The sequence below is a fragment of the Pseudomonas sp. NFR16 genome (genome assembly GCF_900108875.1).
Lineage (GTDB): Bacteria > Pseudomonadota > Gammaproteobacteria > Pseudomonadales > Pseudomonadaceae > Aquipseudomonas.
The window spans coordinates 562,919-587,358 of sequence record NZ_FNYJ01000004.1 but is presented as its reverse complement, the minus strand read 5'-3'; the positions used below and the strand labels follow the sequence as shown (position 1 = coordinate 587,358).

Genomic DNA, 24,440 nt, shown 5'->3' with positions numbered 1-24,440 from the left:
TTCTATTTTAAGGAGTCGCAATGCTGCCTTACCCGCAGATTGATCCGGTAGCCGTGGCCATCGGTCCGCTGCAAATTCACTGGTACGGCCTGATGTATCTGGTCGGTATCGGCAGTGCCTGGTATCTGGCGTCCCGTCGCCTGAATCGCTTCGACCCGACGTGGACCAAGGAAAAGCTCTCGGACATGATCTTCTGGGTCGCGATGGGCGTGATCGTCGGGGGACGGCTGGGTTACGTGCTTTTCTACGATCTGCCGAATTACATCGCCAATCCGTTGCTGATCTTCGAAGTATGGAAGGGCGGCATGGCGTTCCATGGCGGCTTCATCGGTGTGATGATCGCGACGTACTGGTTCGGTAAGCGCAACGGCAAATCGTTCTTCCAGCTGATGGACTTCATCGCACCGATGGTGCCGATCGGCCTTGGTGCCGGGCGCATCGGCAACTTCATCAACGGCGAGCTGTGGGGCAAGCCGACCGACCTGCCGTGGGCCATGATCTTCCCGCCCTACAGCGACCCTGCTCAGTTGCCGCGTCACCCGTCGCAGCTATATCAGTTTGCGCTGGAAGGTGTGGCATTGTTCGTCATTCTCTATTTCTTCTCGCGCAAGCCGCGTCCGACCATGGCCGTATCCGGCATGTTCGCGCTGTTCTACGGGATCTTCCGTTTCGTCGTGGAGTTCGTCCGCGTGCCGGACGCCCAGTTGGGTTATCTGGCCTGGGGCTGGGTCACCATGGGTCAGATTCTCAGCCTGCCGATGATCATTGGTGGTCTGGTGCTGATCTGGCTGGCCTACCACCGCGCGCCTGCTGCCAAGAACGCAGCCGTTTGATTCGAATCGCCGGGCCCCGGGCTCGGCGGATTCACGCTACAGAGGGCCTTTGGGCATGAAGCAATACCTTGAACTGTTACAGGACGTCATTGCCAACGGAACCCGTAAGGGCGACCGCACCGGCACTGGCACCACCGCGGTGTTCGGACGTCAGATCCGTCACAACCTGGCCGATGGCTTTCCGCTGTTGACCACCAAAAAGCTGCACTTCAAAAGCATCGCCAATGAGTTGATCTGGATGCTCAGCGGCAACACCAACACCAAGTGGCTCAACGACAATGGCGTGACCATCTGGGATGAGTGGGCGACCGAAGAAGGCGATCTTGGACCGGTGTATGGCGCGCAATGGACGGGCTGGCCGACGAAGGATGGCGGCAAGATCAACCAGATCGACTACATGGTCGATTGCCTGAAGAATAACCCCAACAGCCGCCGCATCCTCTTCCACGGCTGGAACACCGAATACCTGCCGGATGAAAAGCTGTCTCCGCAGGAAAACGTGAAGGCGGGCCGTCAGGCGCTGGCTGTGTGTCACCTGCTGTATCAGGCATTCGTTGCAGACGGCAAGCTGTCGATGCAGCTGTATATCCGCAGCTCCGATGTGTTCCTCGGTTTGCCTTACAACATCGCGGCGCTGGCATTGCTCACCCATATGCTGGCCCAGCAGTGCGACCTGATCCCTCACGAGATCATCGTCAGTCTTGGCGACACGCATGCGTATTCCAACCACGAAGAACAGATCGCCACTCAGCTGACCCGCACGCCGAAAAAGCTGCCGCAGCTGAACATCAAGCGTCGCCCGGAATCCATCTACGACTACCGTTTCGAGGATTTCGAAATCGTAGGCTACGACGCTGATCCCAATATCAAAGCGCCGGTCGCGGTCTGATTGAGGCGTCGCCAAGCCTTCCTTATCCAAACGACGGGAGCCCAAGTGCTCCCGTCGCTGTTTTTGCCTTTTCAAATCAATCAGTTATCTTTACATATCCGTTAAAAGGTCGTGCACTATGCATTCGTGAATGCTGATCGCGGCAGATATGCCCTTTTGAACACTGTGGCTATATCAAAGAGCACATACTTACTATGTTCCATCTGGTTAAAAGTGATCTGTTTCCTTTATGAACGGCGAGACAGCAGTCGTATTGTTGCAGCCTCGTAATAAGTGTTTTGCACGTTCGTAAACAAAATCACTCCGATAGATATTTTCAATCTATTGAGTGTATTTATTGAGTTCAAATCTGCTGATGGGTTGTTCTATAGTCGGGGTCTTCCTATAAGTCTTTAGCCTGACAACGCGTTTGGAATTAATCATCCATGACCACGACGAACTTCAGCACGGACACCTTCTCGGAGCACACCTCCGGCTTGTATCGCACCGCAGCGCGCATCCTCAACGAAGCAGGCATCCAGATTAACGGGTCGGCGCCCTCCGATATCCGCTTCAATGGACCGGGCGTCATCGAGCGCGCCTTCGCGCAGGGCAATCTGGGGTTGGGCGAGGCCTACATGGATGGCCTGTGGGACAGTGAGCAACTCGACGAATTCTTTCACCGACTGTTGAAAACCGGCATGACCGATGACGTCAAGCCAATACGTCTGGTGTTTTATGCGCTCATGGCCAAGTTCATGAACAGGCAGAACATCCAGCGTTCCAAGACCGTGGGCGAGGTGCACTACGATCTCGGCAACGAGTTCTATTCCAATATGCTCGATTCGCGCATGACCTACACCTGTGGTTATTGGGAGAATGCGAGCAACCTGGAGGAAGCGCAGGCCGCCAAGCTGGACCTCATCTGCCGCAAGTTGCAGCTCAAGCCCGGCATGCGCGTGCTGGATATCGGCTGCGGCTGGGGCAGCTTCATGAGCTATGCGGCGGAGCACTATGGGGTAGAAGCCGTTGGCGTGAGCATTTCCAAAGAACAGATCGCCTGGGCCAAGGAGCGTTACAAGCATCTGCCACTGGAGTTTCGTTTTCAGGACTACCGTGAGCTCGACGAAGAGTTCGACGCCATTGCGAGCGTGGGAATGTTTGAACACGTCGGGCGCAGGAACCACCGCGAATATATGCAACTGGCTCATCGTTGTTTGAAGCCGGGCGGTCTTTTCCTCCTGCACACCATCGGCAAGAACCAGCGCAACTCTTATCCTGACCCATGGATCGACAAATACATATTTCCCAATGGCGACTTGCCGTCCATTGGCCAAATGGGCGATGCCATGGATGGTTTGTTTGTTGTCGAAGATTTGCACAACTTTGGCGCGGACTACGACAAGACGCTCATGGCGTGGCACGATAACTTCATGAAGGCCTGGCCGCAGTTTCAAGATCAGTTGGGCGAACGCTTCTATCGCATGTGGCGTTATTACCTGCTTTCCTGTGCAGGTGCTTTCCGTGCGCGTGATATCCAGTTGTGGCAATGGGTACTGTCCAAGGGCGGCGTGCCGCACGGATACCACCGCAGCCAGATTTAAGAAGCCGCGTATACGCATGAGCGTGCTGGCTCTGGGTCGCATTCAGACGCTTGCGGCTTTAGCCGACGCGCTCATGCGTTCGTTAATGGACTGGCAATCCGTCCTGCCTATCGGCCAACGAATAAACGATTGAATTCCTCTATTCACCCAGTGCGGCATCACAATGAGCTTACGCGCCGGGTTTTGCTTATCGTTCTCCACATCGAACAGATAAAGGCAGGCCGCTGAAGAGGCCTGCCGAACAGTGATCACTTGTGGAGAAACGCGCATGAGCAACAAATTGACCACCGCATCCGGCGCCCCTGTCGTCGACAATCAAAACATCCAGACTGCTGGCCCTAATGGCCCTGCACTGCTGCAGGATGTGTGGTTCCTGGAGAAGCTGGCGCATTTCGACCGCGAAGTCATTCCTGAGCGCCGCATGCACGCCAAGGGCTCGGGCGCATTCGGCACGTTCACGGTGACCCACGACATCACGCGCTTTACTCGCGCCAAAATCTTTTCTCAGATCGGCAAACAAACGGAGATGTTCGCCCGTTTCTCGACCGTCGCCGGTGAGCGGGGCGCTGCGGACGCTGAACGCGACATCCGCGGTTTCGCGTTCAAGTTCTACACCGAGGAAGGCAACTGGGACATGGTCGGCAACAACACGCCGGTGTTCTTCTTGCGCGACCCGCTGAAGTTTCCCGACCTGAACCACGCGGTCAAACGCGATCCGCGCACCGGTATGCGCAGCGCCGAGAACAACTGGGACTTCTGGACGCAACTGCCCGAAGCGCTGCATCAGGTCACGATCGTCATGAGCGAGCGCGGTATCCCGCGCAGCTACCGTGAGATGCATGGTTTCGGTAGCCATACTTACAGTTTCCTTAACGCGCAGCACGAGCGCTTCTGGGTCAAGTTCCACTTCGTTTCGCAACAGGGCATCGCCAACCTGAGCGACGCCGAAGCCGAAGTGCTGGTGGGCAAGGATCGCGAGTCTCACCACCGCGACCTGTACGAAAACATTGAAAACGGCAACTTTCCGCGCTGGAAACTGTTCGTGCAGATCATGCCTGAGAAGGAAGCGGGCGCTTACCACATCAACCCGTTCGACCTGACCAAAGTCTGGCCGAAGGCTGATTATCCGCTGATCGAAGTCGGTGTCGTGGAGCTCAATCGCAACCCGGAAAACAACTTTGCCGACGTCGAGCAGGCTGCTTTCGCGCCTTCCAACGTGGTGCCGGGCATCAGTTTCTCGCCGGACAAAATGTTGCAGGGTCGTCTGTTCTCCTACGGTGATGCTCAGCGCTACCGGTTGAGCGTCAACCACCACCAGATCCCGGTGAACTCGCCGCGTGCCGCGTTGCATGTGAACAGCTACCACCGCGACGGCCTGATGCGTATCGACGGCAACCGGGGCGGCATGACGTCTTACGAGCCCAATACCAAGGGTGCGTTCCAGGAACAACCCGACTTCAGAGAGCCTCCGCTGTCCATCGAAGGTGCGGCGGGCCACTGGAACCATCGGGTTGACGGTGATTACTACTCACAGCCGGGCAATCTGTTCCGCTTGATGAGTGCGCAGGAGAAGCAATCGTTGTTCGACAACACGGCTCGCTCGCTCAGAGGTGTGTCGGCGCCGATCATCCAGCTGCACATCGAGCACTGCACGCTGGCCGATCCTGAGTACGGCGCAGGCGTCACTGAGGCGGTCGAGCGCATTCACCACGGTTGATCGACAGCGTTTTTGCAGCACGCTTGCCCGCGATCGGGGACTGTCAGCGACGATAAGTCGATTGGCTGAACCTGTTCGCGGGCAAGCGCGTTTGTGCGTCGGACTTTTCCGCTTCGCGTCAGTGACCGTGGCTGCGGCCGACATGGGAATGTTCGACATCAGGCTGAACAACGCCACCGCTCACTTCCAGCCGATCCAGAATCCCGCAATGATCCGGCGCGCCTTCGCTGCAGCGCTGACGCAAATCAATCAGTTGTTCCTGCAACGCCAGCAGGCCCGAGATGCGGGCGCTGACATGCTGGATGTGCTCGTCAATCAGCGCATTGACGCTCTCGCACTGGTCGTGCGGACTGTCGCGCAGCGCCAGCAGGCTGCGGATTTCATCCAGCGTCATGTCGAGACTGCGGCAGTTGCGGATGAACGTCAGCCGTTCCACGTGTTCTTTCGAATACAGCCGGTAGTTGCCTTCACTGCGAGCGGGCTCCGCCAGCAGGCCTTCACGTTCGTAGTATCGAATAGTTTCCACCGGGCAATCCGTGAGCTTTGCCAGCTCGCCGATCTTGAAAGACGCCTTCATCGCTGTCGACCTCAATTAGTGGCTTGACCCTATAGTGGCTACAGGGTGTTCACTTGGCAACACGCACACCAAGAGACTCAATCGATGAGTGACTCTGTACACAAGCATTCTCCCCACGATCACGCCGGTCACGTTCACTCAGCGCATGGCCCTGCGCCACAGGATCAAGCCACCGGCAAGTTCACACCTGTCCACAAACATGAGCCCCACGCGCATGCGTGCTGCTCCCATGACAGCGCACCGGCGGTGGTGACGGTGGGTAATGGCTCGAGCGCCGACGGGCGTTTGAGCAGTTTTCGCATCGAAGCCATGGATTGCCCCACCGAGCAGACGCTGATTCAAAACAAGCTAGGCAAGATGGCTGGCATTCAGAAGCTAGAGTTCAACCTGATCAATCGCGTGCTTGGCGTGTGGCACGAGTTGCCTTCGACCGAGCCGATCACTGACGCTATCGGCTCGCTGGGCATGCAGGCTGACGTCATTGAAAAGGGCGCAGACAAGGAAACTCAATCGCTGCCTGCGGCCAGAAAGCCCTGGTGGCCGCTGGCGTTGTCCGGCGTCGCCGCGGTGATTGCCGAAGTCGTCCACTTCACGGACGCTGCGCCGACCTGGGTAGTGGCGCTGATTGCGCTGGTCGCGATTTTCAGCGGCGGACTGACGACCTATAAAAAGGGCTGGATCGCCCTGAAGAACTTCAATCTGAATATCAATGCGCTGATGAGCATCGCGGTGACCGGCGCCGTATTGATTGGCCAATGGCCAGAAGCGGCAATGGTGATGTTTCTGTTCACCGTGGCCGAGCTGATCGAGGCCAAATCCCTGGACCGCGCGCGCAACGCCATTGGCGGGCTGATGCAGCTGACGCCGGACACCGCGACGGTGCTGCAGGAGGGGGAGTGGCGCGACGTCGAGGTCAAGAGCATTGCGCTGGGCAGCACCGTCCGTGTGAAGCCGGGCGAGCGCATTGGTCTGGACGGTGAAGTCGTGGCCGGTCAGTCGAGCATCGATCAGGCGCCGATCACCGGTGAGAGCCTGCCGGTAGAGAAGGGCGTGGGCGACAAGGTGTTCGCCGGGACTATCAATCAGGCCGGCTCGCTGGAATACAAAGTGACTGCTGCTGCGAACAACTCGACGCTGGCGCGGATCATTCATGCAGTCGAAGCAGCGCAGGGCGCGCGGGCGCCAACCCAGCGTTTCGTCGACAGCTTCTCGAAGATCTACACCCCTGCCGTATTCGCTCTGGCGCTGGCCGTGGCAGTCATTGCGCCGTTGTTCATGGGCGCGCCATGGTTCGACTGGATCTACCGCGCGCTGGTGTTGCTGGTGGTTGCCTGCCCTTGCGCACTGGTGATTTCGACGCCCGTGAGTATCGTCAGCGGGCTGGCGGCTGCGGCGCGCAAAGGCATTCTGGTCAAGGGCGGCGTCTATCTTGAAATGGGCCACAAGCTCGACTATCTGGCGCTGGACAAGACCGGGACGATCACTCATGGCAAGCCGGTGCAGACCGATTACGTGCTGCTTGACGACTCCTTGGGCGAACAGGCGCTGACGATTTCAGCAAGCCTGGCCGCACGCTCGGATCATCCGGTTTCCCAAGCCGTTGCCAATGCGGCGCAGCTGCCTGCGCACCTGCCGGTCGAAGCGTTCGAGGCGCTGCCGGGCCTTGGTGTGAAAGGCGAGGTGCAGGGGCGTCTGTACCATTTGGGCAATCATCGTCTGGTGCACGACGCCGGTCTGTGTTCGCCGGCACTCGAAGAGCGGCTTGAAGCGCTGGAGACCCAAGGCAAGACCGTGGTGCTGTTGTTCGATGCGTCGGGTCCTCTGGCGCTTTTCGCAGTGGCCGATACGGTCAAGGAAAGCAGCCGCGAAGCCATAGCCCAGCTGCACGCACTGGGTGTCAAAACGGTGATGCTGACCGGCGACAATCCGCATACGGCGAAGGCGATTGCGGCGCAGGTGGGCATCGATCAGGCCCGCGGCAACCTCATGCCGGGCGACAAGCTTCAGGCCATCGAGGACCTTTACGCACAGCATCATCGTGTCGGTATGGTCGGCGACGGCATCAACGACGCTCCGGCCTTGGCGCGGGCCGAGATCGGCTTCGCGATGGCCGCTGCGGGAACCGATACCGCTATCGAGACTGCGGATGTGGCGTTGATGGATGACGACCTGCGCAAGATTCCGGCATTCATTCGCCTGTCCCGAGACACCTCGGCGGTGCTCAAGCAAAACATCGCCCTGGCCCTGGTGATCAAGGCGATCTTCCTGGCAGTGACGTTTGCCGGCGTTGCCACCATGTGGATGGCCGTCTTCGCCGACATGGGCGTGAGCCTGCTGGTGGTGTTCAACGGCTTGCGGTTATTGAGGAAGTAAGCGGTCCGACGTCGCCCGTGAATACGCTGCGCAAATGTGTCGGAATGCGGCGTGGTTCCGATCAGCAGAACCTCGCAGACCCTTGAGCGAGTGAGCCAATGCCTTCCCGGCTAAAGCCGCTCCTACGAAGAGCTTGCGGCATATGTAGGACCGGCTTCAGCCGGGAAGGGGCGGTGCAGGCTGTAGAGATGCAGTGTCTGGCGATGCATCTCCCAGCGGATGCCCTGGCCTCTTCGCGGGCAAGCGTGTATTACCTACCGTATTTCTCGCGTCCCCAGGCGATCATGTCTTCGAGCAGTGCCTTCAGTACTGCGCGGGTGGGTTCGGCCAGATCGGTGCGGTAGTGGAACGGGACGAACTCATCCATGTAGGTGCTTTGCGCCAGTTCCAGCTGCACGGCATGAATGTGTTGGGCGGGATTGCCGTAGTGACGGGTGATGTGGCCGCCCTTGAAGCGCCCGTTCAGCACGTGGCTGTAGTGAGTGGCGGCGGCACAGGTGGCTTCGAGGCGCTGAGCCAGAGACGCGTCGCAACTGGCACCGTTGAACGTGCCGAGGTTGAAGTCCGGCAGTCGGCCTTCGAACAGGTGCGGAATATGACCCCGAATCGAATGGGCGTCGAACAGCAGCGCATAACCGAACTCGTCGCGCAGGCGATCGAGCTCGTTGCGCAGGGTGTCATGGTACGGCGTCCAGATCTGCTCCAGATATGATGCTCGCTCTTCCTCGCTCGGCGCCTGGCCGGCCTTGAACAGCGGATCGCCTTCGAACAGCGTCGACGGATACAGCCCGGTCGTGGCGCCGGCATACAGCGGCTTGTCATCTGATGGACGGTTGAGGTCGATGACGAAGCGCGAATATTCGGCGGACAGTACGCTGGCGCCCAGGTCATGGGCGAAATCATAGAGGCGCGGGATATGCCAGTCGGTGTCGGGCAGGCTGACCGCTTCGTCTACCAGTCCGTCGCGTACGGTGGGCGTCAGGTTCAACCCTGGGTGGGGCATGCTGATCAGCAACGGTACGCTGCCGCGAGTGAAGCTCAGAACCTTGTCCACGATGTTCTCCCGAATCAGAAATAGCTGTCAGAACGTGCTCAGTACGCCGTGACGCACGACGCGTTTGTCCAGATCGCCGCCCAGCCAGTAAGCCAGGTCAGCGGGTCTTTCGATGTTCCATGCCACGAAATCGGCGACCTTACCGACTTCGAGCGAGCCGTGGGTATCGGCCATGCCCAACGCTTTGGCGGCATGAATGGTCGCACCAGCCAAGGCTTCCTCAGGTGTCATGCGAAACAGCGTGCAAGCCATGTTCAGCATCAGTCGCAGCGACAGGCCTGGCGAGGTGCCGGGATTGAGGTCGGTGGCGATAGCGATCTTCACGCCGTGCTTGCGCAGCGCGTCCATGGGCGGCAGTTGGGTTTCACGCAGGAAATAAAACGCGCCGGGCAGCAACACCGCGACGGTGCCGGACGCCGCCATGGCGATGGCATCTTCCTCGGTCATGAATTCCAGATGATCGGCCGACAGCGCCCGATAACGCGCCGCCAGACTCGAGCCGTGCAGCGACGAAAGCTGCTCGGCGTGCAACTTGACCGGCAGGCCCAGCTGGCCCGCCGTGATGAACACCTGCTCGACCTGCTCAGGCGAGAACGCCAGGTATTCACAGAAGGCATCGACCGCATCCACCAACTCTTCAGCCGCCAGTGCCGGCAGCATTTCGCTGCAGATGTGGGCGATGTAATCGTCGGCGCGGTCCTTGTATTCAGGCGGCAATGCATGGGCCGCCAGGCAGGTGCTGCGTACCGTCACGGGCAGATTTTCACCGAGCTGGCGAATGACGCGCAGTATTTTGCGCTCGCTGGCGAGGTCCAGCCCGTAGCCGGATTTGATCTCGACCGTGGTGACTCCGTCCTTGAGCAAGTGCTGCAAACGGCGTTCAGCGCTGGCATACAGGTCGGCTTCACTGGCAGCGCGGGTGGCGCGCACGGTACTGGCGATGCCGCCGCCAGCGGCTGCGATGTCGGCGTAGCTGACGCCTTGCAGCCGTTGCTCGAATTCACCGCTGCGGTTGCCGCCGAAGACCGTGTGCGTGTGGCAGTCAATCAAGCCTGGCGTGACCCAGGCGCCATTCAGGTCGACGCTCTCGATGCTGCCTTGATCCGGCACTTCGTTGCGCGGCCCGATCCAGGCAATGTGCGCTCCTTCGGTCACGATGGCGGCGTCCTCGATGATCGAGTAAAAACCGTTTGCCATGCTTGCAGCGTGACAGTTGTGCCAGAGCGTTTTCATCAGTACCTCCAGAGAGTGACGTTCTGTGGGCGTGGGCTTGTTCACGAAGGGGCGTTACCTGCATGAGCAAACTCAGGCCCACCGGTTATTCATTGGCCGTAAGATCGCGCGCTCATCACCTTGGGCTTGACCCAAAGCCGGTACGCAATCACCAGCAACACAATCCAGACCGCGCCCACCACCAGTGCGGGCCGGGTGTCGGGGAAGTAACCCAGCACGCCGAAAACGAACAGCATGAAGGCCGTGGCAACCATCGGCGCGACGGGCCAGAACGGCACGGGAAACTTCAGCTGCGCCACCTCTTCTGCGCTCATCGAACGGCGCATGACGATCTGCGTGACCAGAATCATCAGCCAGACCCACACGGTCGCGAAGGTCGCAATCGAGGCGATCAACAGGAAAACGTTTTCGGGAATCAAGTAGTTCAAGACCACGCCGCACAGCAGCGCAACCCCCATCACCACAACTGTCATCCATGGCACACCCTGTTCGGAAAGCTGGGCGAAACGTTGCGGCGCCTGCCCTTGGCGGGCCAGGCCATACATCATGCGCCCGGCGCCAAAGATGTCACTGTTGATGGCCGAGACAGCGGCAGAGATCACCACGATGTTGAGGATGATCGCGGCAGAGGATATCCCCAGATGGTCGAAGATCTGCACGAAAGGGCTGCCCTGGCTGCCAATCTCCTGCCAGGGATAAAGGGACATCAGCACGAACAGCGTCAGCACATAGAACAACAGGATGCGCAGCGGCACGGCGTTGATCGCACGCGGGATCACCCGTTCCGGGTTGCGCGCCTCACCGGCAGCGACGCCGATGATCTCGATGCCACCAAAGGCGAACATCACGACGGCCAGCGAAGCCACCAGACCGCCGACGCCGTTAGGCATGAAACCGCCATGCACCCACAGGTTGCTCACGCTGCTGATGCCGTGGCCCGACGCCGAACCGATGCCGAACAGCATGATGCCGAAGCCTGCGAGGATCATCGCAATGATCGCGCCGACCTTGAGCAATGACAGCCAGAACTCCATTTCGCCGAAGACCTTGACGCTGCACAGGTTCAGCGCGCCGATCAGGAACACGATGCCCAGCACCCAGATCCAGCGGGGAACATCAGGGAGCCAGAAACCCATGTAAATCCCGAATGCGGTGACGTCGGCGAGACAGACGATGATCATTTCGAAGGCGTAGGTCCAGCCCAGGACAAAGCCTGCCAGCGGGCCCAGATAGGTCGTTGCGTATTGGCCGAACGAGCCGGACACCGGATTGCGCACGGCCATTTCGCCGAGGGCGCGCATGACCATATACACCGCGGCGCCCGCGATGATGTAGACCAGAAGGACCGCAGGCCCGGCCAGTTTTATCGCCGAGGCCGAGCCGTAGAACAGCCCCGTGCCAATCGCCGAACCCAGCGCCATGAAGCGAATGTGACGGGCGCTGAGCCCGCGTTTCATATCTGTTGCGTTTTGCGATTTCATTTCACACTTTCCTAGTATTTCTTTGCTGTGAAACGACGGTGAGTACACATCCTTGCAGGAGCGCGCTTGCCCGTGATTGCAGTGTGTCAGCCATTGCTTTCATGTTTGACACACCGCAATCACGGGTAAGCGCGCTCCTACGAAAGAACGGCGTCATGCCCTCACCCTCATTCCAACGACAGGCCCTCCTGGCCTGTCACCGATCAGAAACTCGGCAGCAGATCAGCAGAAACCAGCTCGCTCAGGCAGTTCGAAGCCAGCAGCTCGGTGGCGGCTTCGATGTCCGGGGCGAAAAAACGGTCTTTCTCGTAAAACGGGACCTTCCCGCGCAGCGTCGTGCGGGCGATTTCCAGTTTTTCGGAGGTTTTCAGGCCATTGCGCAGGTCCAGGCCCTGACACGCAGCCAGCCATTCTACAGCCAGCACGCCTCGGGTGTTTTCTGCCATTTCCCACAGACGCTTGCCGGCCGCCGGCGCCATCGAGACGTGGTCTTCCTGGTTGGCCGATGTCGGCAGACTGTCGACGCTGTGAGGATGGGCCAGCGCCTTGTTCTCGCTGGCCAATGCAGCTGCAGTCACCTGAGCGATCATGAAGCCGGAGTTGACCCCGCCGTTGGCGACCAGAAAAGGCGGCAGCTGGGACATGTGCTTGTCCATCATCAGCGAGATACGGCGCTCGCTCAGCGAGCCGATTTCGGCGATGGCCAGCGCGATGTTGTCGGCGGCCATGGCGACCGGTTCGGCGTGGAAATTACCGCCCGAAATCACCTCGGCCTCGGCAGCGAACACCAGCGGGTTGTCGGACACCGCGTTGGATTCGATCGCCAGCACTTCGGCGGCCTGACGCAGCTGAGTCAGGCAGGCGCCCATGACTTGCGGCTGGCAACGCAGGGAGTAAGGGTCCTGAACCTTGTCGCAATCGCGGTGCGAATCGGACACCTGGCTGCTGTCGCCCAGCAGGTTGCGATAGGCCGCAGCCGCGTCGATCTGGCCGCGCTGGCCGCGTGCGGCGTGAATGCGGGCATCGAATGGCGAGCGCGAGCCGAGCACGGCTTCGACGGTCAGCGCGCCACAGCTCAGTGCGCCAGCGAACAGGTCTTCCGCTTCGAACAGACCGCGCAGGGCGTAAGCGGTCGACACCTGAGTGCCGTTGAGCAGCGCCAGACCTTCTTTGGCGGCAAGCGTCAGGGGCTTCAGACCGGCGACCGCCAGCGCTTCCACTGCGTTGAGCCACTGGCCCTTATAACGCGCCTTGCCCTCGCCGAGCAGCACCAGCGACATGTGCGCCAGCGGCGCCAGATCGCCGGAAGCACCCACCGAGCCCTTCAGTGGGATGTGCGGATAGACCTCGGCGTTGATCAGGGCGATCAGCGCATCGATCACCTGACGACGGATACCGGAGAACCCCCGGCTCAGGCTGTTGACCTTGAGCACCATGATCAGGCGCACCAGTTCGTCACTGATCGGCTGACCCACGCCAGCGGCATGAGACAGCACCAGCGAGCGCTGAAGGTTTTCCAGATCGGCGCTGGCGATGCGGGTCGAGGCCAGCAGGCCGAAACCGGTGTTGATGCCGTAGGCCGTGCGGTTTTCGGCCAGGATCTGCTCGACGCATGCCACGCTGGCGTCGATCTGTTCATCGGCACTGGCGTCCAGTGTAAGGGTGACAGGTTGCTGATAGATCGCGCGCAATTGCGCCAGGGTCAGCTGGCCGGGGATCAGGTTCAGCGGGGTCGCCTTGTGGGTATCGGTCACGATGCTGCTACTCCTTCATTGATGTCTGTCGCCTCAGAACCGGCTCCTGCCTGTACCGCGCTTTTGGCGCTCGAGCTGCGACTGTTGCTGTTGTGATGGGGCGCTGCCGCATACTCGCGGCAGCGCTGGAATACGGTTTCCAGTGATTCTTCGTTTTTGAGCAGGGTCACGCTGCTGGCGATATCGGGCGCCAGCCAGCGGTCTTCGTCGTAGGCCGGGACGCGCTCGCGCAACAGGCGCCAGGCGACTTCGGTGCCCACGCCAAAGCGCGGGCCCTTGAAGAACTCGAACGCCTGAGCGGCCAGCAAATACTCGATGGCGAGAATCTGAGTGACGTTTTCCAGCACCTTGTGCAGTTTCAGCGCGGCGCTGGTGCCCATGCTCAGATGATCCTCCTGAAGCCCCGACGTGACGTAGTTGTCGATGACCGCCGGTTGCGCCAGTTGGCGGTTTTCAGCGCACAGCGACGCCGCGACGTACTGCACGATCATCATTCCGGAGTTCACGCCGGGCTGGCTGACCAGAAACGCGGGCAGGCCACTGACGGTGGGGTTGATCAGTCGGTCCAGGCGCCGTTCGGCGATGGAGCCCAGCTCGGCCATCGCAATGGCCAGCAGATCGGCCGCCATGGCGACGGACTGGCCGTGCGGGTTGGCCTGGGAGACTACGCGATAAGCCTGCGGCGTGCCCAGCAACAGCGGGTTGTCGGTGGCCGAGTTGAGTTCGATCTCGATCTGCCGCGTGGCATGGGCCAACTGGTCGCGTGTTGCACCATGCACTTGCGGGATGGAGCGGATACTCAAGGCGTCCTGTGTGCGAATGCCCTGACTGTTGGCCAGCACCTCGCTGCCCGCGAGCAGCCCGCGCAGATTTCTGCCGACCTGCTGCATGCCGGGGTGCGGCTTGAGCGCGATGATGGTTTCATCGAAAGCATCGAGCTGGCCGCGCAGGCCTTCGAACGTCATGGCGCTGATCACGTCGGCCCACTGCATCAGGCGATTGACGTCAGCCACTGCCAGGCAACTGAGACCGGTCATGCACGGCGTACCGTTGACCAGACACAGACCGTCCTTGGCGCCGAGCTCGACCGGCGACAGACCTTCTTCACTGAGTGCCTGCAGCGCTGAAACCGTCTGGCCCCGATAGCTCACCTGGCCCACGCCCAGCAGCGCGACGCCGATGTGCGCCATGTGCGTCAGATAGCCCACCGAGCCCTGCGAAGGCACTTGCGGCGTGATGCGATGATTGAGCAGCGCTAGCAGTGCTTGCACCACCTGACGATGAATCCCTGATCTGCCCTGGCTGTAATTGATGATCGCGGCGCAGGTGATGGCACGGGTCTGCTCGTCGGGCAGTGCAGGCCCCACGCCACAGGCATGACTGAGCAGCGTGTTGCGTGACAGGCGACTCAGTTGCTCGCGCTCCAGCGAGACGTTGCACAGCGCGCCCAGACCGGTGTTGACGCCATAAGCGCGCTCACCGCTGGCAACGATGCTTTGCACGATCGCCTGCGCATTGTCGATGCGCGCCCAGGCGCTTTCGGACAATGCCAGATTGGCGCCGTGGCGGGCGACAGCGACGACATCCTGCCACGTGACCGGTGCGTCACCGATGATGACCTGTTCTGCTCGCGACATGACTGCAGCCGTCCTTAAATAGTCGCCACGCGCCGCTGAACGAAACGATCAACGTATTCGTCTGCTGGCGAGTAAAGGATTTCTTTGGGAGTCCCGACCTGTATCAACCGGCCGTCCTTGAGAATGGCGATGCGGTTGCCAATGCGTACGGCTTCGTCGAGGTCGTGGGTGATGAACACGATGGTTTTCTTGAGCGTCGATTGCAGCTCCAGCAACTGGTCCTGCATCTCGGCACGAATCAGCGGATCGAGCGCGCTGAACGCCTCGTCCATGAGGATGATGTCGGTATCGGCTGCCAGCGCACGGGCCAGGCCGACACGCTGGCGCATGCCGCCAGACAGTTGATGCGGGTACTTTTTCTCGTAACCCTGCAGGCCCACGGTGGTGATCCAGTGCTGAGCGCGCTCGGCACACTGCGCCTTGCTCTCGCCACGTATGGCCAGTCCGTAAGCGACGTTATCCATCACGGTCTTGTGCGGCAGCAGGCCGAAACTCTGGAACACCATGCTGATCTTGTGCCGGCGGAAGTTACGCAGCGCTTCCATGTCGTAGGTGAGGATATTCTCGCCGTCGACGAGAATCTCGCCGCTGGTGGGGTCGATCAGGCGATTGAAGTGCCGCACCAGGGTCGACTTGCCGGACCCTGAAAGTCCCATGATCACGAAGATCTCGCCGCTGCCGATGGACAGCGACAGATCGTTCACGCCCACCACGCAGCCGGTCTGCGCCAGAACCTGATCCTTGCTATGGTTCTGGCGAACCATGGCCAACGCGTCTTTGGCGCGGCTGCCGAAGATTTTGTAGACGTTCTTGACGACGATTTTGTTTTGCTCAGCGCTCATTATTTGCTCGCCTCATGTCGTGGGCGGCCATAGGCCTGAGTGATGCGGTCAATGACCACCGCAAGGATCACGATGGCCAGACCCGCTTCCAGGCCGCGACCGACGTTGAGCGTCTGAATGCCCACCAGCACGTCTTCGCCCAGGCCACGCGCGCCAATCATCGAAGCGATGACGACCATCGACAGGGCCATCATGGTGGTCTGATTGATCCCGGCCATGATGCTTGGCAGGGCCAGCGGCAGTTGCACCCCGAACAGTTGCTGCCAGCGATTGGCGCCGAAGGCGTTGATCGCTTCCATCACCTCGCCGTCGACCTGACGAATACCCAGATCGGTCAGGCGAATCAGCGGCGGGGCGGCGTAGATGACCGTAGCGAAGATCGCCGGCACCTTACCCAGCCCGAACAGCATGAGTACCGGGATCAGGTACACGAAACTCGGCATCGTCTGCATGATGTCCAACAGCGGCATCAGCACCGAACGCAGACGATTGCTGCGTGCCGAGAGAATGCCCAGCGGCACGCCGATGAGCACCGATATGAACGTGGCGACCAGCATCAGCGCCAGGGTCTGCATCAGCTTGTCCCACAGCCCGACGGCGCCGACCAGGAACAGCAGACCGATGATGATCGCCGTCGTGGTGATTTTGCGCGTAGCGTGCCAGGCGATGATGCCGACAATGGCCAGCAGCACCCACCACGGCGCAATGCGTAACAGGCCTTCGAGTTTGACGATGGCCCATAACAGCGTGTCGGAGATGTGCCGGAACACATCGCCGTAATTGGTGACCAGCTTGTCGACCCAGTCATTGACCCAGTCGGCGATGGAGAACGTGAAGCTTTCGGGGAACATAAGCGTGTCTCGATCTATGAAGTGTTCGCTCAACGTCTGTAGGAGCGAGGCTTGTCCCGCGATCGGCGGTGTAACCGTCGTAAAACCTGCCATTGCACTCTGCCTGACAGGTCGCGTTTACAGATTTGCCGCCGCTTCGCGCCAGTTCGCGGGACAAGCCACGCTCCTACAGGCAGCGCTGCCCGTCAGAGTGACGCATCAACTTTCTTGGCAGCATCTTCGCTGACCCACTGATGCCACACTTCAGGATGTTCCTTGAGGAAGATCTTCGCCAGTTTCGGCGACTCGATGCGGTCCTTGGTCATGCGCGCCAGATTCTGGTTGAGCAGGTCGATCGGGATGTTGACCTTTTCCATCACGGCGACCAGTTCAGGGGCCTGATCGTGGAAGGCTTTGGACAGGCCCACCTTGATGTCGATGGTCTTGTTGACGCCGGCTTTCTCTTCCAGACGCACCATGTCCACCTGACCCATCAGCGGCGTCGGCGACCAGTAGTAAGCCAGGATCGGCTCGCCACGCTTGTAGCTGGACAGAATCGCAGCGTCGAGCGCCGGGCCGGTGCCGGGGCGGAAGTTGGTGTATTTGCTTTCCAGCCCGTAGCTTTTCAGCATCTCGCTGTTTTCCAGCTCGCACGTCCAGCCTGCCGGGCAATTGTAGAAGCGACCTTTTTCAGGCTCTTCGGCGTCCTTGAACAGCGCCGCGTATTTGCCCAGATCAGCGATGGATTTCAGGTCCGGGGCCTTGGCCTCCAGTTTGCGTTTGGCATCGCCTTCAATCACATAGCGCGGCACGTACCAGCCTTCCACGGCGCCTTTGACCGGTGCGCCCACGCCGACGACTTTGCCGGCGGCCTCGGCCTTGTTCCAGACCTCGCTGCGGCCCACCCATTCTTCGGAAAAAATCTGGATGTCGTTGGTGCTCAGGGCGTTCTCCATGGTGATGGAGTTGCCAGGCAAGCTGTCCACTTCACAGCCATACCCCTTGTTCAGCACGACTTGCAGCACGTCTGTCAGCAGCATTGCGCTTTCCCAGTTCAAACCGGCGAATTTCACCGGCTTGCCGGACTCGCACCATCCCGCCGCCTGACTCGCGCCGCTGGCAAGCACACCCACTGTCAGCAACGTGGATAGCAGGGCCTTTTTGGTTTTCATTGTGAGACGCTCCTGGTCTTGAGTTGGATTACGGCAGTAAGCAAGTGGCATCCAGCCGATGGGAAGGACACTTGGTGGTCCCGTCCCGCTTCACTCCAGCTTAAACAGACGTGCATCAGCGGCGGTCAGTTCATCGCCGTTCCAGCAGGTACAACGTGATGCCGTGCGTTGGGCGCATCCTGCTCTGGGGGCAGGATCAAGCGATCCGCAATTCTGCCGGGCCACTTCTTCGCCGCCACGTAATACAGCGCAGCAGGCACCACCAGGCCGATGATCCATGAGATATCGGTGTCATCCAGGCTGGCCACCAAAGGTCCAGTGTAGAAATGCGTGGAGATGAATGGCATCTGGATCAGCACACCGACGACGTAAATGCTGATCCCGATCCAGTTCCAGCGTCCGTAGCGGCCGTCAGGGTCCGAGAGGGCAGGAATGTCGTAGCGCTCTTTGGTGATGCAGTAGAAGTCCACCAGATTGATTGCGCTCCAAGGCGTGAAGAACGCCAGCAGGAACAGGATGAACGCGGAGAAATCCTTGAGGAACGAGTCTTTACCGGCCAGGGCCAGCGCAGTGGCGATGCCGACCATTGCGAAAATGTAGGTCAGGCGCAGTGCGCTGGAGATGTGACGGTTGCCGCGAAAGCCGCTGACGATGGTCGCCATCGACATGAAGCTGCCGTAGGCATTGAGTGTGGTGACGGTGACTTTGCCGAAGGCGATGCTGAAATACAGCGCCGCCGCAACAGCGCCTGTGCCACCCAGGCTGACGATGAACTGCACTTCGTGGTGAGCGAACTGTTTGCCTGCCAGCGCTGCCGCAAAAACGCCGAACACCATCGACACCTGCGCGCCGATCACTGCGCCCAGGCCAACGGCCCAGAACGTCTTGCTGGCCGACGTGCTGCGCGGCAGGTAGCGCGAGTAGTCTGCGACATACGGACCGAACGCGATCTGCCACGACGCCGACAGTGAAATGGCGAGCAGAAAGCTGCTCAGCGAAAAGTGCTTGTTGCCCAGCAACGCGCCGACATCGTTGCCTGCCAGCAGCGCGCCGAACAAGTAGATGAAGGAGACCACGCCAATGAGGCTGGCGACCCGGCCGATCATGTGAATGACCCGGTAGCCGAAGATGGTCAGGACCACGATGGCCGCAGCGAAAATCACGATGCCTTGCCAGTCGGGAACCTGAATCAATTGAGCGACCGCCTGCCCGGCCAGCAACGAGCCGCTGGCCGAGAAACCGATGTACATCAGACACACCAGCACCAGCGGGATCACGGCGCCGTAGACGCCAAATTGCACGCGGCTGGAGATCATCTGCGGCAGGCCGAGCTTCGGACCTTGTGCGGCATGCAGCGCCATGACCGCTCCGCCCAGCAACTGACCGACGAACAGCCCGATCAGCGACCAGAACACATCGCCGCCAAGCACCACCGCCAGGGCCCCGGTGACAATCGCGGTGATCTGCAGGTTGGCGCCCAGCCAGAGTGTGAACTGGCTGAACAGACGGCCATGCCTTTCCGCGTCAGGGATGTAATCGATCGAACGCTTTTCGATTACGGAAGAATGTGCAACACGATCATCTGGAACAGCCATTTCAAACATTCCCCTGGAGCGAGTGTTGGTACGCGGACTCTGCTGGACGCACCCCCTGTAGGAGTGAGCTTGCTCGCGATGGCGGTGTATCAGTCATCCGTTATGTCGAATGTGCCGACGTCATCGCGAGCAAGCTCACTCCTACAGGATTCGGGATATCCGTCCGTATGCCGCCTTACTTGTTAATCATCGGCAGGTTCAGGCCCTGCTCTTTGGCGCAATCGATCGCGATCTGGTAGCCCGCATCGGCGTGGCGCATCACGCCGGTTGCCGGGTCGTTGTGCAATACGCGGGCGATGCGCTCGGCGGCCTCGTCGCTGCCGTCACAGACGATGACCATGCCCGAGTGCTGCGAGAAGCCCATGCCGACGCCGCCGCCATGGTGCAACGACACCCAGGTCGCGCCGCTCGCGGTGTTGAGCAGGGCATTGAGCAGAGGCCAGTCGGACACGGCGTCGGAGCCGTCGCGCATGGATTCGGTCTCGCGGTTCGGACTTGCCACGGAGCCTGAGTCCAGATGGTCACGACCGATCACGACCGGTGCCGAAAGCTCGCCACGGCGAACCATTTCGTTGAACGCCAGACCCAGCTTGGCACGCTGGCCCAGGCCGACCCAGCAGATACGTGCCGGCAGACCCTGGAAACTGATGCGCTCGCGGGCCATGTCCAGCCAGTTGTGCAGGTGCGCGTCGTCCGGGATGAGCTCCTTGACCTTTGCGTCTGTCTTGTAGATGTCTTCCGGGTTGCCCGACAGCGCTGCCCAGCGGAACGGGCCGATGCCACGGCAGAACAGAGGACGGATGTAGGCGGGTACGAAGCCTGGGAAGTCGAACGCGTTGCTGACGCCTTCCTCTTTGGCCATCTGACGGATGTTGTTGCCGTAGTCGAAGGTCGGAATGCCTTGCTTCTGGAACGCCAACATCGCTTCGACGTGCTCGGCCATCGATTGCTTGGCGGCTTTGACCACTGCGGCAGGCTCGGTGACAGCGCGATCGCGGTATTGCTCCCAGGTCCAGCCTTTTGGCAGGTAGCCGTTGAGCGGGTCGTGGGCGCTGGTCTGGTCGGTTACCATGTCCGGACGCACGCCACGCTTCACGAGTTCCGGCAGTACTTCAGCGGCGTTGCCCAGCAGTGCGATCGAGATCGCCTTGCCTTCGGCGGTGTACTTGGCGATGCGCGCCAGAGCATCGTCCAGGTCGTTGGCCTGTTCGTCGACATAACGGCTTTTCAGTCGGAAATCGATGCGGCTCTGCTGGCACTCGATGTTCAGCGAGCACGCGCCGGCCAGCGTCGCGGCCAAGGGCTGTGCACCGCCCATGCCGCCCAGACCGGCGGTCAGCACCCAGCGTCCCTTGAGGTTGCCATCGTAATGCTGGCGACCGGCTTCAACGAAGGTTTCGTAGGTGCCCTGGACGATGCCTTGGCTGCCGATGTAGATCCAGCTGCCAGCGGTCATCTGGCCGTACATGGCCAGGCCTTTGGCGTCCAGTTCGTTGAAGTGTTCCCAGCTTGCCCAGTGCGGAACCAGGTTGGAGTTGGCGATCAGCACGCGTGGGGCGTTGCTGTGGGTCTTGAAAACGCCGACGGGTTTGCCCGATTGCACCAACAGGGTTTCATCGTCGTTCAGTTGGGTGAGGCTCTCAACGATCTTGTCGTAGCACTCCCAGTTACGCGCCGCGCGACCAATACCGCCATACACCACCAGTTCGTTGGGGTTCTCGGCGACTTCCGGATCCAGGTTGTTCATCAACATCCGCAACGGCGCTTCGGTCAGCCAGCTCTTGGCGGTCAACTGCGTGCCACGTGCCGCGCGGATTTCCACGTCGCGGCGTCTGGTCCATTGCTGAACGGGGGTTTTGTTGTCAGTAGTCACGTAACAATCCTCGGTGATCAATCCGGCCCAGGCACTGGGCTGACGGTGCCTGTGTCGAACAGGCGGAATATGGGTTTAGCAGATCGAGCGCCGCGGTCGATGAATCTCGACAGAGGGCGGCACATACTCATGCGTACTCATATTTACTTGTACATACAAGCATATGCAACCGAAGGGCCAACTTCTCACGCGTATTGGAAAATCGCCGCAAAGCCGCAGCGTGTCGCGCTCAAGAGGATTGGGCGGAGAATCTGGCAATAAGAACTGGCGTTACGCGAAAGCCTGTTTTGTTACTTTTGGGTGCGCACGCCCCAAGCCGGTGCGTCGGGTAACAGGCGCTGAGTCGATCAGCGCCCCGCCACGGCTCAGCGCGCTGATGAGCGGCCAGCGACGCTGCGCAACAGCATCACGCCGGCCAGCGCAGACAGAATCGAGCCCATGAGCACGCCGACTTTCACTTCGTCGATCAGATGCGGCGCGCCGGGGAACGCCAGATTGCCGATGAACAGGCTCATCGTGAAGCCGATGCCGCACAGCAAGGCGACACCGTAAAGCTGCGGCCAGTTGCTGCCTTCGGGCAGAGCGGCGAGGCCTGAGCGGATGGCCAGGGCCGCGGCCAGGAACACACCGATCTGCTTGCCGACGAACAGGCCCAGCGCGACGCCGAGCGGCACCGGATCCAGGAGGTTACCGGGCGTGATGCCGGACAGTGACACGCCCGCATTGGCAAAGCCGAAAATCGGGACGACGGCGAAGGCCACCCAGTAGTGCATCTTCTCTTCGAGAAACAGCAGTGGCGAGCGAGCCTCTTCCTCGCGCGTGCCCAGTGGAATGCACAACGCCAGAGCGACGCCTGCCAGCGTCGCGTGGACGCCTGACTGCAGCACGAAAAACCACAGCAGCAGGCCGAGCAGCAGATAGGGCAGCAATCGCTGGACGCCCATGCGGTTCATGATCACCAGCACGGCCAGCGTCACGAACGAGGCACCGAGCATCGGCAGGTTCAGGCCTGTGCTGTAAAACAGCGCGATGATCGTGACCGCGCCGAGGTCGTCGAGGATCGCCAGAGCAGCAAGAAACACTTTCAGCGAGGTCGGAACGCGCTTACCCAGCAGCGAGAGCACGCCCAATGCGAATGCAATGTCGGTGGCGGCCGGAATTGCCCAGCCGCTCAGTGTTTCGGCGTTGCCCATGTTGATAGCGATGTAAATCAGCGCAGGCACCAGCATGCCGCCCGCCGCCGCAAAGCCGGGGAGGGCGCGCTGGCCCCAGCTGGCCAGACCGCCCGCCAGCACTTCACGCTTGATCTCCAGGCCCACCATCAGAAAGAAGATTGCCATCAAACCATCGTTGATCCACAGCTCCACCGACAGTCCGGCCCAGACGCTGTGCAGCGATGCGAAATAGAGAGGTGCGATCGGTGAGTTGGCAACGATGATCGCCGCCAGCGCCGCGACCATGAGAACGATGCCGCCAGCAGACTCCGAAGCCAGAAAGCCGGTGAGGATGGCGAGCGCTCTTGGGCTTTCTTTCTGAGGGGTAAGCGGATTCATCGGCGTCCTTGTGCGGGTTGAAAAGAACGCAAATTAGCACAGGTGGTATGAGGCAGTGCAGGCTCGCTGTTGCCGAAGGCGTGGGAGCGTGACAAGCGTGTTGCTGCAATTAGGCACTCAGATCGCGGTCAGCTCGATCACGCAGACCCGGCTTGCACGCGGCGCATAAAGGACCACTTCCAACAGCGAGCCTTCGGCGTTGTCCAGTTGCAGACAATCATGGCGCTCCAGCAATTGCGGAGGGTGATCGCCCACGTTGGCCGCCATCTGTTCGGCCGTGCTGAACACCAGAAACGCGTTGGCTGAACTGAAGAACCGTTGCGGCTGCAGCACGTCGATCCATTGAAGGCGCGCGCGGTAACGCGTCGGCTCGTAGATCAGGTTGAAATCGCGGATCGGGCCATCGAGCAGCGTGCAGTTCACGTTGCTGTCGCCGCTGAATGCGAACGGGTCCGAGGGCAGCAGTGGCTCGCTGTCCTTGCCATCGATGTTCAGAATCATGCCTGCGCCTTGCAGCACCGTGATGATCCGCAGATACCCGGCGAACAGCGAAAAACCACCCGATTCGCCGATGTCCGCAATCGACAGGCGCCAGCCAAAGCCGTCGAGGCCTTGGCCGGCGTCGCGGGTGATCTCTTCAGTGCTGCCGCCACCATTTTTCCAGGGCATGCGTGGATAATCGGCGGCGCGGAGAACGGTCAATCGGGTCATTTGCTGAAGCGTCCTTCAAGACGATGACGGGAGCCGGGATGGATCAGGCGTGCGGCGGTGACCGGCTGTCGGCCGGACCAGGTCCGGCGGCGCACCAGAAGGCACGGCTCGCCGGTCTCGATCTGCAACAGTTTGCATTCGTCGGGCTCGGCCAGTATCGCTTCCACCACGTGCTCGCCTTCGGTCAGCGGCGCAACCTGGTTGAGGTAGGCGTAAGGCGTCTGTCTGGTGAAATCCTGACGCAGGTATTCGGGCGCGACGAGCGCGTTGACGAAGCGGTCTTCGATTTGCACGGGGATATCGTTTTCGAAATGCACGATCAGCGAATGGAATACCCGCTGTCCTTCACGCATGTCCAGCGCCAGCGCGCGTTCGGAGCCCGCGGCTTCCTCGCACAGAATGATCACCTGGCAGGTATGGACGTGGCCCCGGGCGGCGATTTCATCGGCGATATTGTGGACTTCGAACAGGGCGGACTGTGTCTTGGGTTCTGCGACGAAGGTACCGACGCCTTGCATGCGCACCAGAAGCCCTTCGGCGGTCATTTCACGCAGGGCGCGGTTGATGGTCATGCGGCTGAAGCCCAACTGGGTCACCAGCTCGCTCTCGGAGGGCACGCGATGATGAGGCGGCCAGCTGCCGTTCTGAATTTGCTGGGTGATCATTTGCTTGACCCGAGCGTAAAGCGGCGCCGGACTGTCACCCATCTGGGCGGCCAGCGGAGAGTTGGCAG

19 protein-coding genes are annotated in these 24,440 nt (G+C 60.5%); 5 read left to right on the top strand and 14 right to left on the bottom strand.

The features are described from left to right. Window positions 1–20 precede the first annotated feature (20 nt). The 4 genes from lgt (at window position 21) to BMZ10_RS18545 (ending at window position 5,022) form a co-directional block, all read left to right on the top strand. Complete coding sequence (gene lgt / locus BMZ10_RS18560) at window positions 21–833, top strand: prolipoprotein diacylglyceryl transferase (RefSeq protein ID WP_093465511.1); 813 nt, start codon at window positions 21–23, stop codon at window positions 831–833. 55 nt (window positions 834–888) lie between these two features. Further along, on the top strand, window positions 889–1,722 hold the full coding sequence (locus BMZ10_RS18555; protein WP_093465507.1) for a thymidylate synthase: 834 nt from the start codon (window positions 889–891) through the stop codon (window positions 1,720–1,722). A 425-nt stretch (window positions 1,723–2,147) separates the two neighbouring features. Further along, on the top strand, window positions 2,148–3,305 hold the full coding sequence (gene cfa / locus BMZ10_RS18550) for a cyclopropane fatty acyl phospholipid synthase (RefSeq protein WP_093465504.1): 1,158 nt from the start codon (window positions 2,148–2,150) through the stop codon (window positions 3,303–3,305). Window positions 3,306–3,573: 268 nt separating this feature from the next. After that, the gene (locus tag BMZ10_RS18545; RefSeq protein WP_093465501.1) at window positions 3,574–5,022 is read left to right on the top strand and encodes a catalase; all 1,449 of its coding nucleotides are present in this window, start codon (window positions 3,574–3,576) and stop codon (window positions 5,020–5,022) included. Window positions 5,023–5,140: 118 nt separating this feature from the next. On the opposite strand, the gene cadR is transcribed toward BMZ10_RS18545, so the two are convergent. Beyond that, window positions 5,141–5,599: a Cd(II)/Pb(II)-responsive transcriptional regulator gene (gene cadR, locus BMZ10_RS18540; RefSeq protein ID WP_093465498.1), complete on the bottom strand. Its 459-nt coding sequence runs from the start codon at window positions 5,597–5,599 to the stop codon at window positions 5,141–5,143. 84 nt (window positions 5,600–5,683) lie between these two features. On the opposite strand from cadR, the gene BMZ10_RS18535 reads away from it, so the two are divergent. After that, the gene (locus BMZ10_RS18535; RefSeq protein WP_093465495.1) at window positions 5,684–7,972 is read left to right on the top strand and encodes a heavy metal translocating P-type ATPase; all 2,289 of its coding nucleotides are present in this window, start codon (window positions 5,684–5,686) and stop codon (window positions 7,970–7,972) included. 250 nt (window positions 7,973–8,222) lie between these two features. Here the strand turns inward: BMZ10_RS18535 and hutG are convergent, their stop codons facing one another. From hutG to hutC, 13 genes are all read right to left on the bottom strand, one after another. Next, window positions 8,223–9,026, bottom strand: coding sequence for an N-formylglutamate deformylase (hutG, locus tag BMZ10_RS18530; RefSeq protein WP_093465493.1), 804 nt, complete (start codon window positions 9,024–9,026; stop codon window positions 8,223–8,225). A gap of 27 nt (window positions 9,027–9,053) precedes the next feature. After that, window positions 9,054–10,259, bottom strand: a complete 1,206-nt coding sequence (gene hutI / locus BMZ10_RS18525) for an imidazolonepropionase (RefSeq protein ID WP_093465490.1) — start codon at window positions 10,257–10,259, stop codon at window positions 9,054–9,056. An 89-nt stretch (window positions 10,260–10,348) separates the two neighbouring features. Next, complete coding sequence (locus BMZ10_RS18520; protein WP_093465488.1) at window positions 10,349–11,740, bottom strand: amino acid permease; 1,392 nt, start codon at window positions 11,738–11,740, stop codon at window positions 10,349–10,351. Between the two features lie 203 nt (window positions 11,741–11,943). Beyond that, complete coding sequence (gene hutH / locus BMZ10_RS18515) at window positions 11,944–13,494, bottom strand: histidine ammonia-lyase (RefSeq protein ID WP_371265984.1); 1,551 nt, start codon at window positions 13,492–13,494, stop codon at window positions 11,944–11,946. Further along, window positions 13,491–15,131 carry a histidine ammonia-lyase gene (gene hutH / locus BMZ10_RS18510; RefSeq protein ID WP_093465486.1) on the bottom strand — a complete coding sequence of 547 codons (1,641 nt, stop codon included), beginning with the start codon at window positions 15,129–15,131 and terminating at the stop codon, window positions 13,491–13,493. Before hutH (BMZ10_RS18510) ends, hutH (BMZ10_RS18515) begins: the two co-directional genes overlap by 4 nt. A gap of 14 nt (window positions 15,132–15,145) precedes the next feature. Next, window positions 15,146–15,973 (bottom strand): quaternary amine ABC transporter ATP-binding protein, encoded by an 828-nt coding sequence (locus BMZ10_RS18505; RefSeq protein WP_371265983.1) that lies wholly within the window; start codon window positions 15,971–15,973, stop codon window positions 15,146–15,148. After that, entirely contained in the window at window positions 15,973–16,824 is an 852-nt protein-coding gene (locus BMZ10_RS18500; protein ID WP_093465480.1) for an ABC transporter permease, read from the bottom strand. The genes BMZ10_RS18505 and BMZ10_RS18500 overlap by 1 nt, the downstream gene beginning before the upstream one ends. Before the next feature lie 185 nt (window positions 16,825–17,009). Then, complete coding sequence (locus BMZ10_RS18495; RefSeq protein WP_093465478.1) at window positions 17,010–17,975, bottom strand: ABC transporter substrate-binding protein; 966 nt, start codon at window positions 17,973–17,975, stop codon at window positions 17,010–17,012. A gap of 125 nt (window positions 17,976–18,100) precedes the next feature. Next, complete coding sequence (locus tag BMZ10_RS18490) at window positions 18,101–19,570, bottom strand: purine-cytosine permease family protein (RefSeq protein WP_093465475.1); 1,470 nt, start codon at window positions 19,568–19,570, stop codon at window positions 18,101–18,103. 175 nt (window positions 19,571–19,745) lie between these two features. Next, window positions 19,746–21,443: a urocanate hydratase gene (hutU, locus tag BMZ10_RS18485; RefSeq protein ID WP_093465472.1), complete on the bottom strand. Its 1,698-nt coding sequence runs from the start codon at window positions 21,441–21,443 to the stop codon at window positions 19,746–19,748. A gap of 365 nt (window positions 21,444–21,808) precedes the next feature. Next, window positions 21,809–22,996, bottom strand: coding sequence for a Na+/H+ antiporter NhaA (nhaA, locus tag BMZ10_RS18480; protein ID WP_093465469.1), 1,188 nt, complete (start codon window positions 22,994–22,996; stop codon window positions 21,809–21,811). A 117-nt stretch (window positions 22,997–23,113) separates the two neighbouring features. Next, the gene (locus BMZ10_RS18475) at window positions 23,114–23,707 is read right to left on the bottom strand and encodes a HutD/Ves family protein (protein ID WP_093465467.1); all 594 of its coding nucleotides are present in this window, start codon (window positions 23,705–23,707) and stop codon (window positions 23,114–23,116) included. Continuing rightward, window positions 23,704–24,414: a histidine utilization repressor gene (hutC, locus tag BMZ10_RS18470; protein WP_177182164.1), complete on the bottom strand. Its 711-nt coding sequence runs from the start codon at window positions 24,412–24,414 to the stop codon at window positions 23,704–23,706. Before hutC ends, BMZ10_RS18475 begins: the two co-directional genes overlap by 4 nt. Window positions 24,415–24,440: the final 26 nt, after the last annotated feature.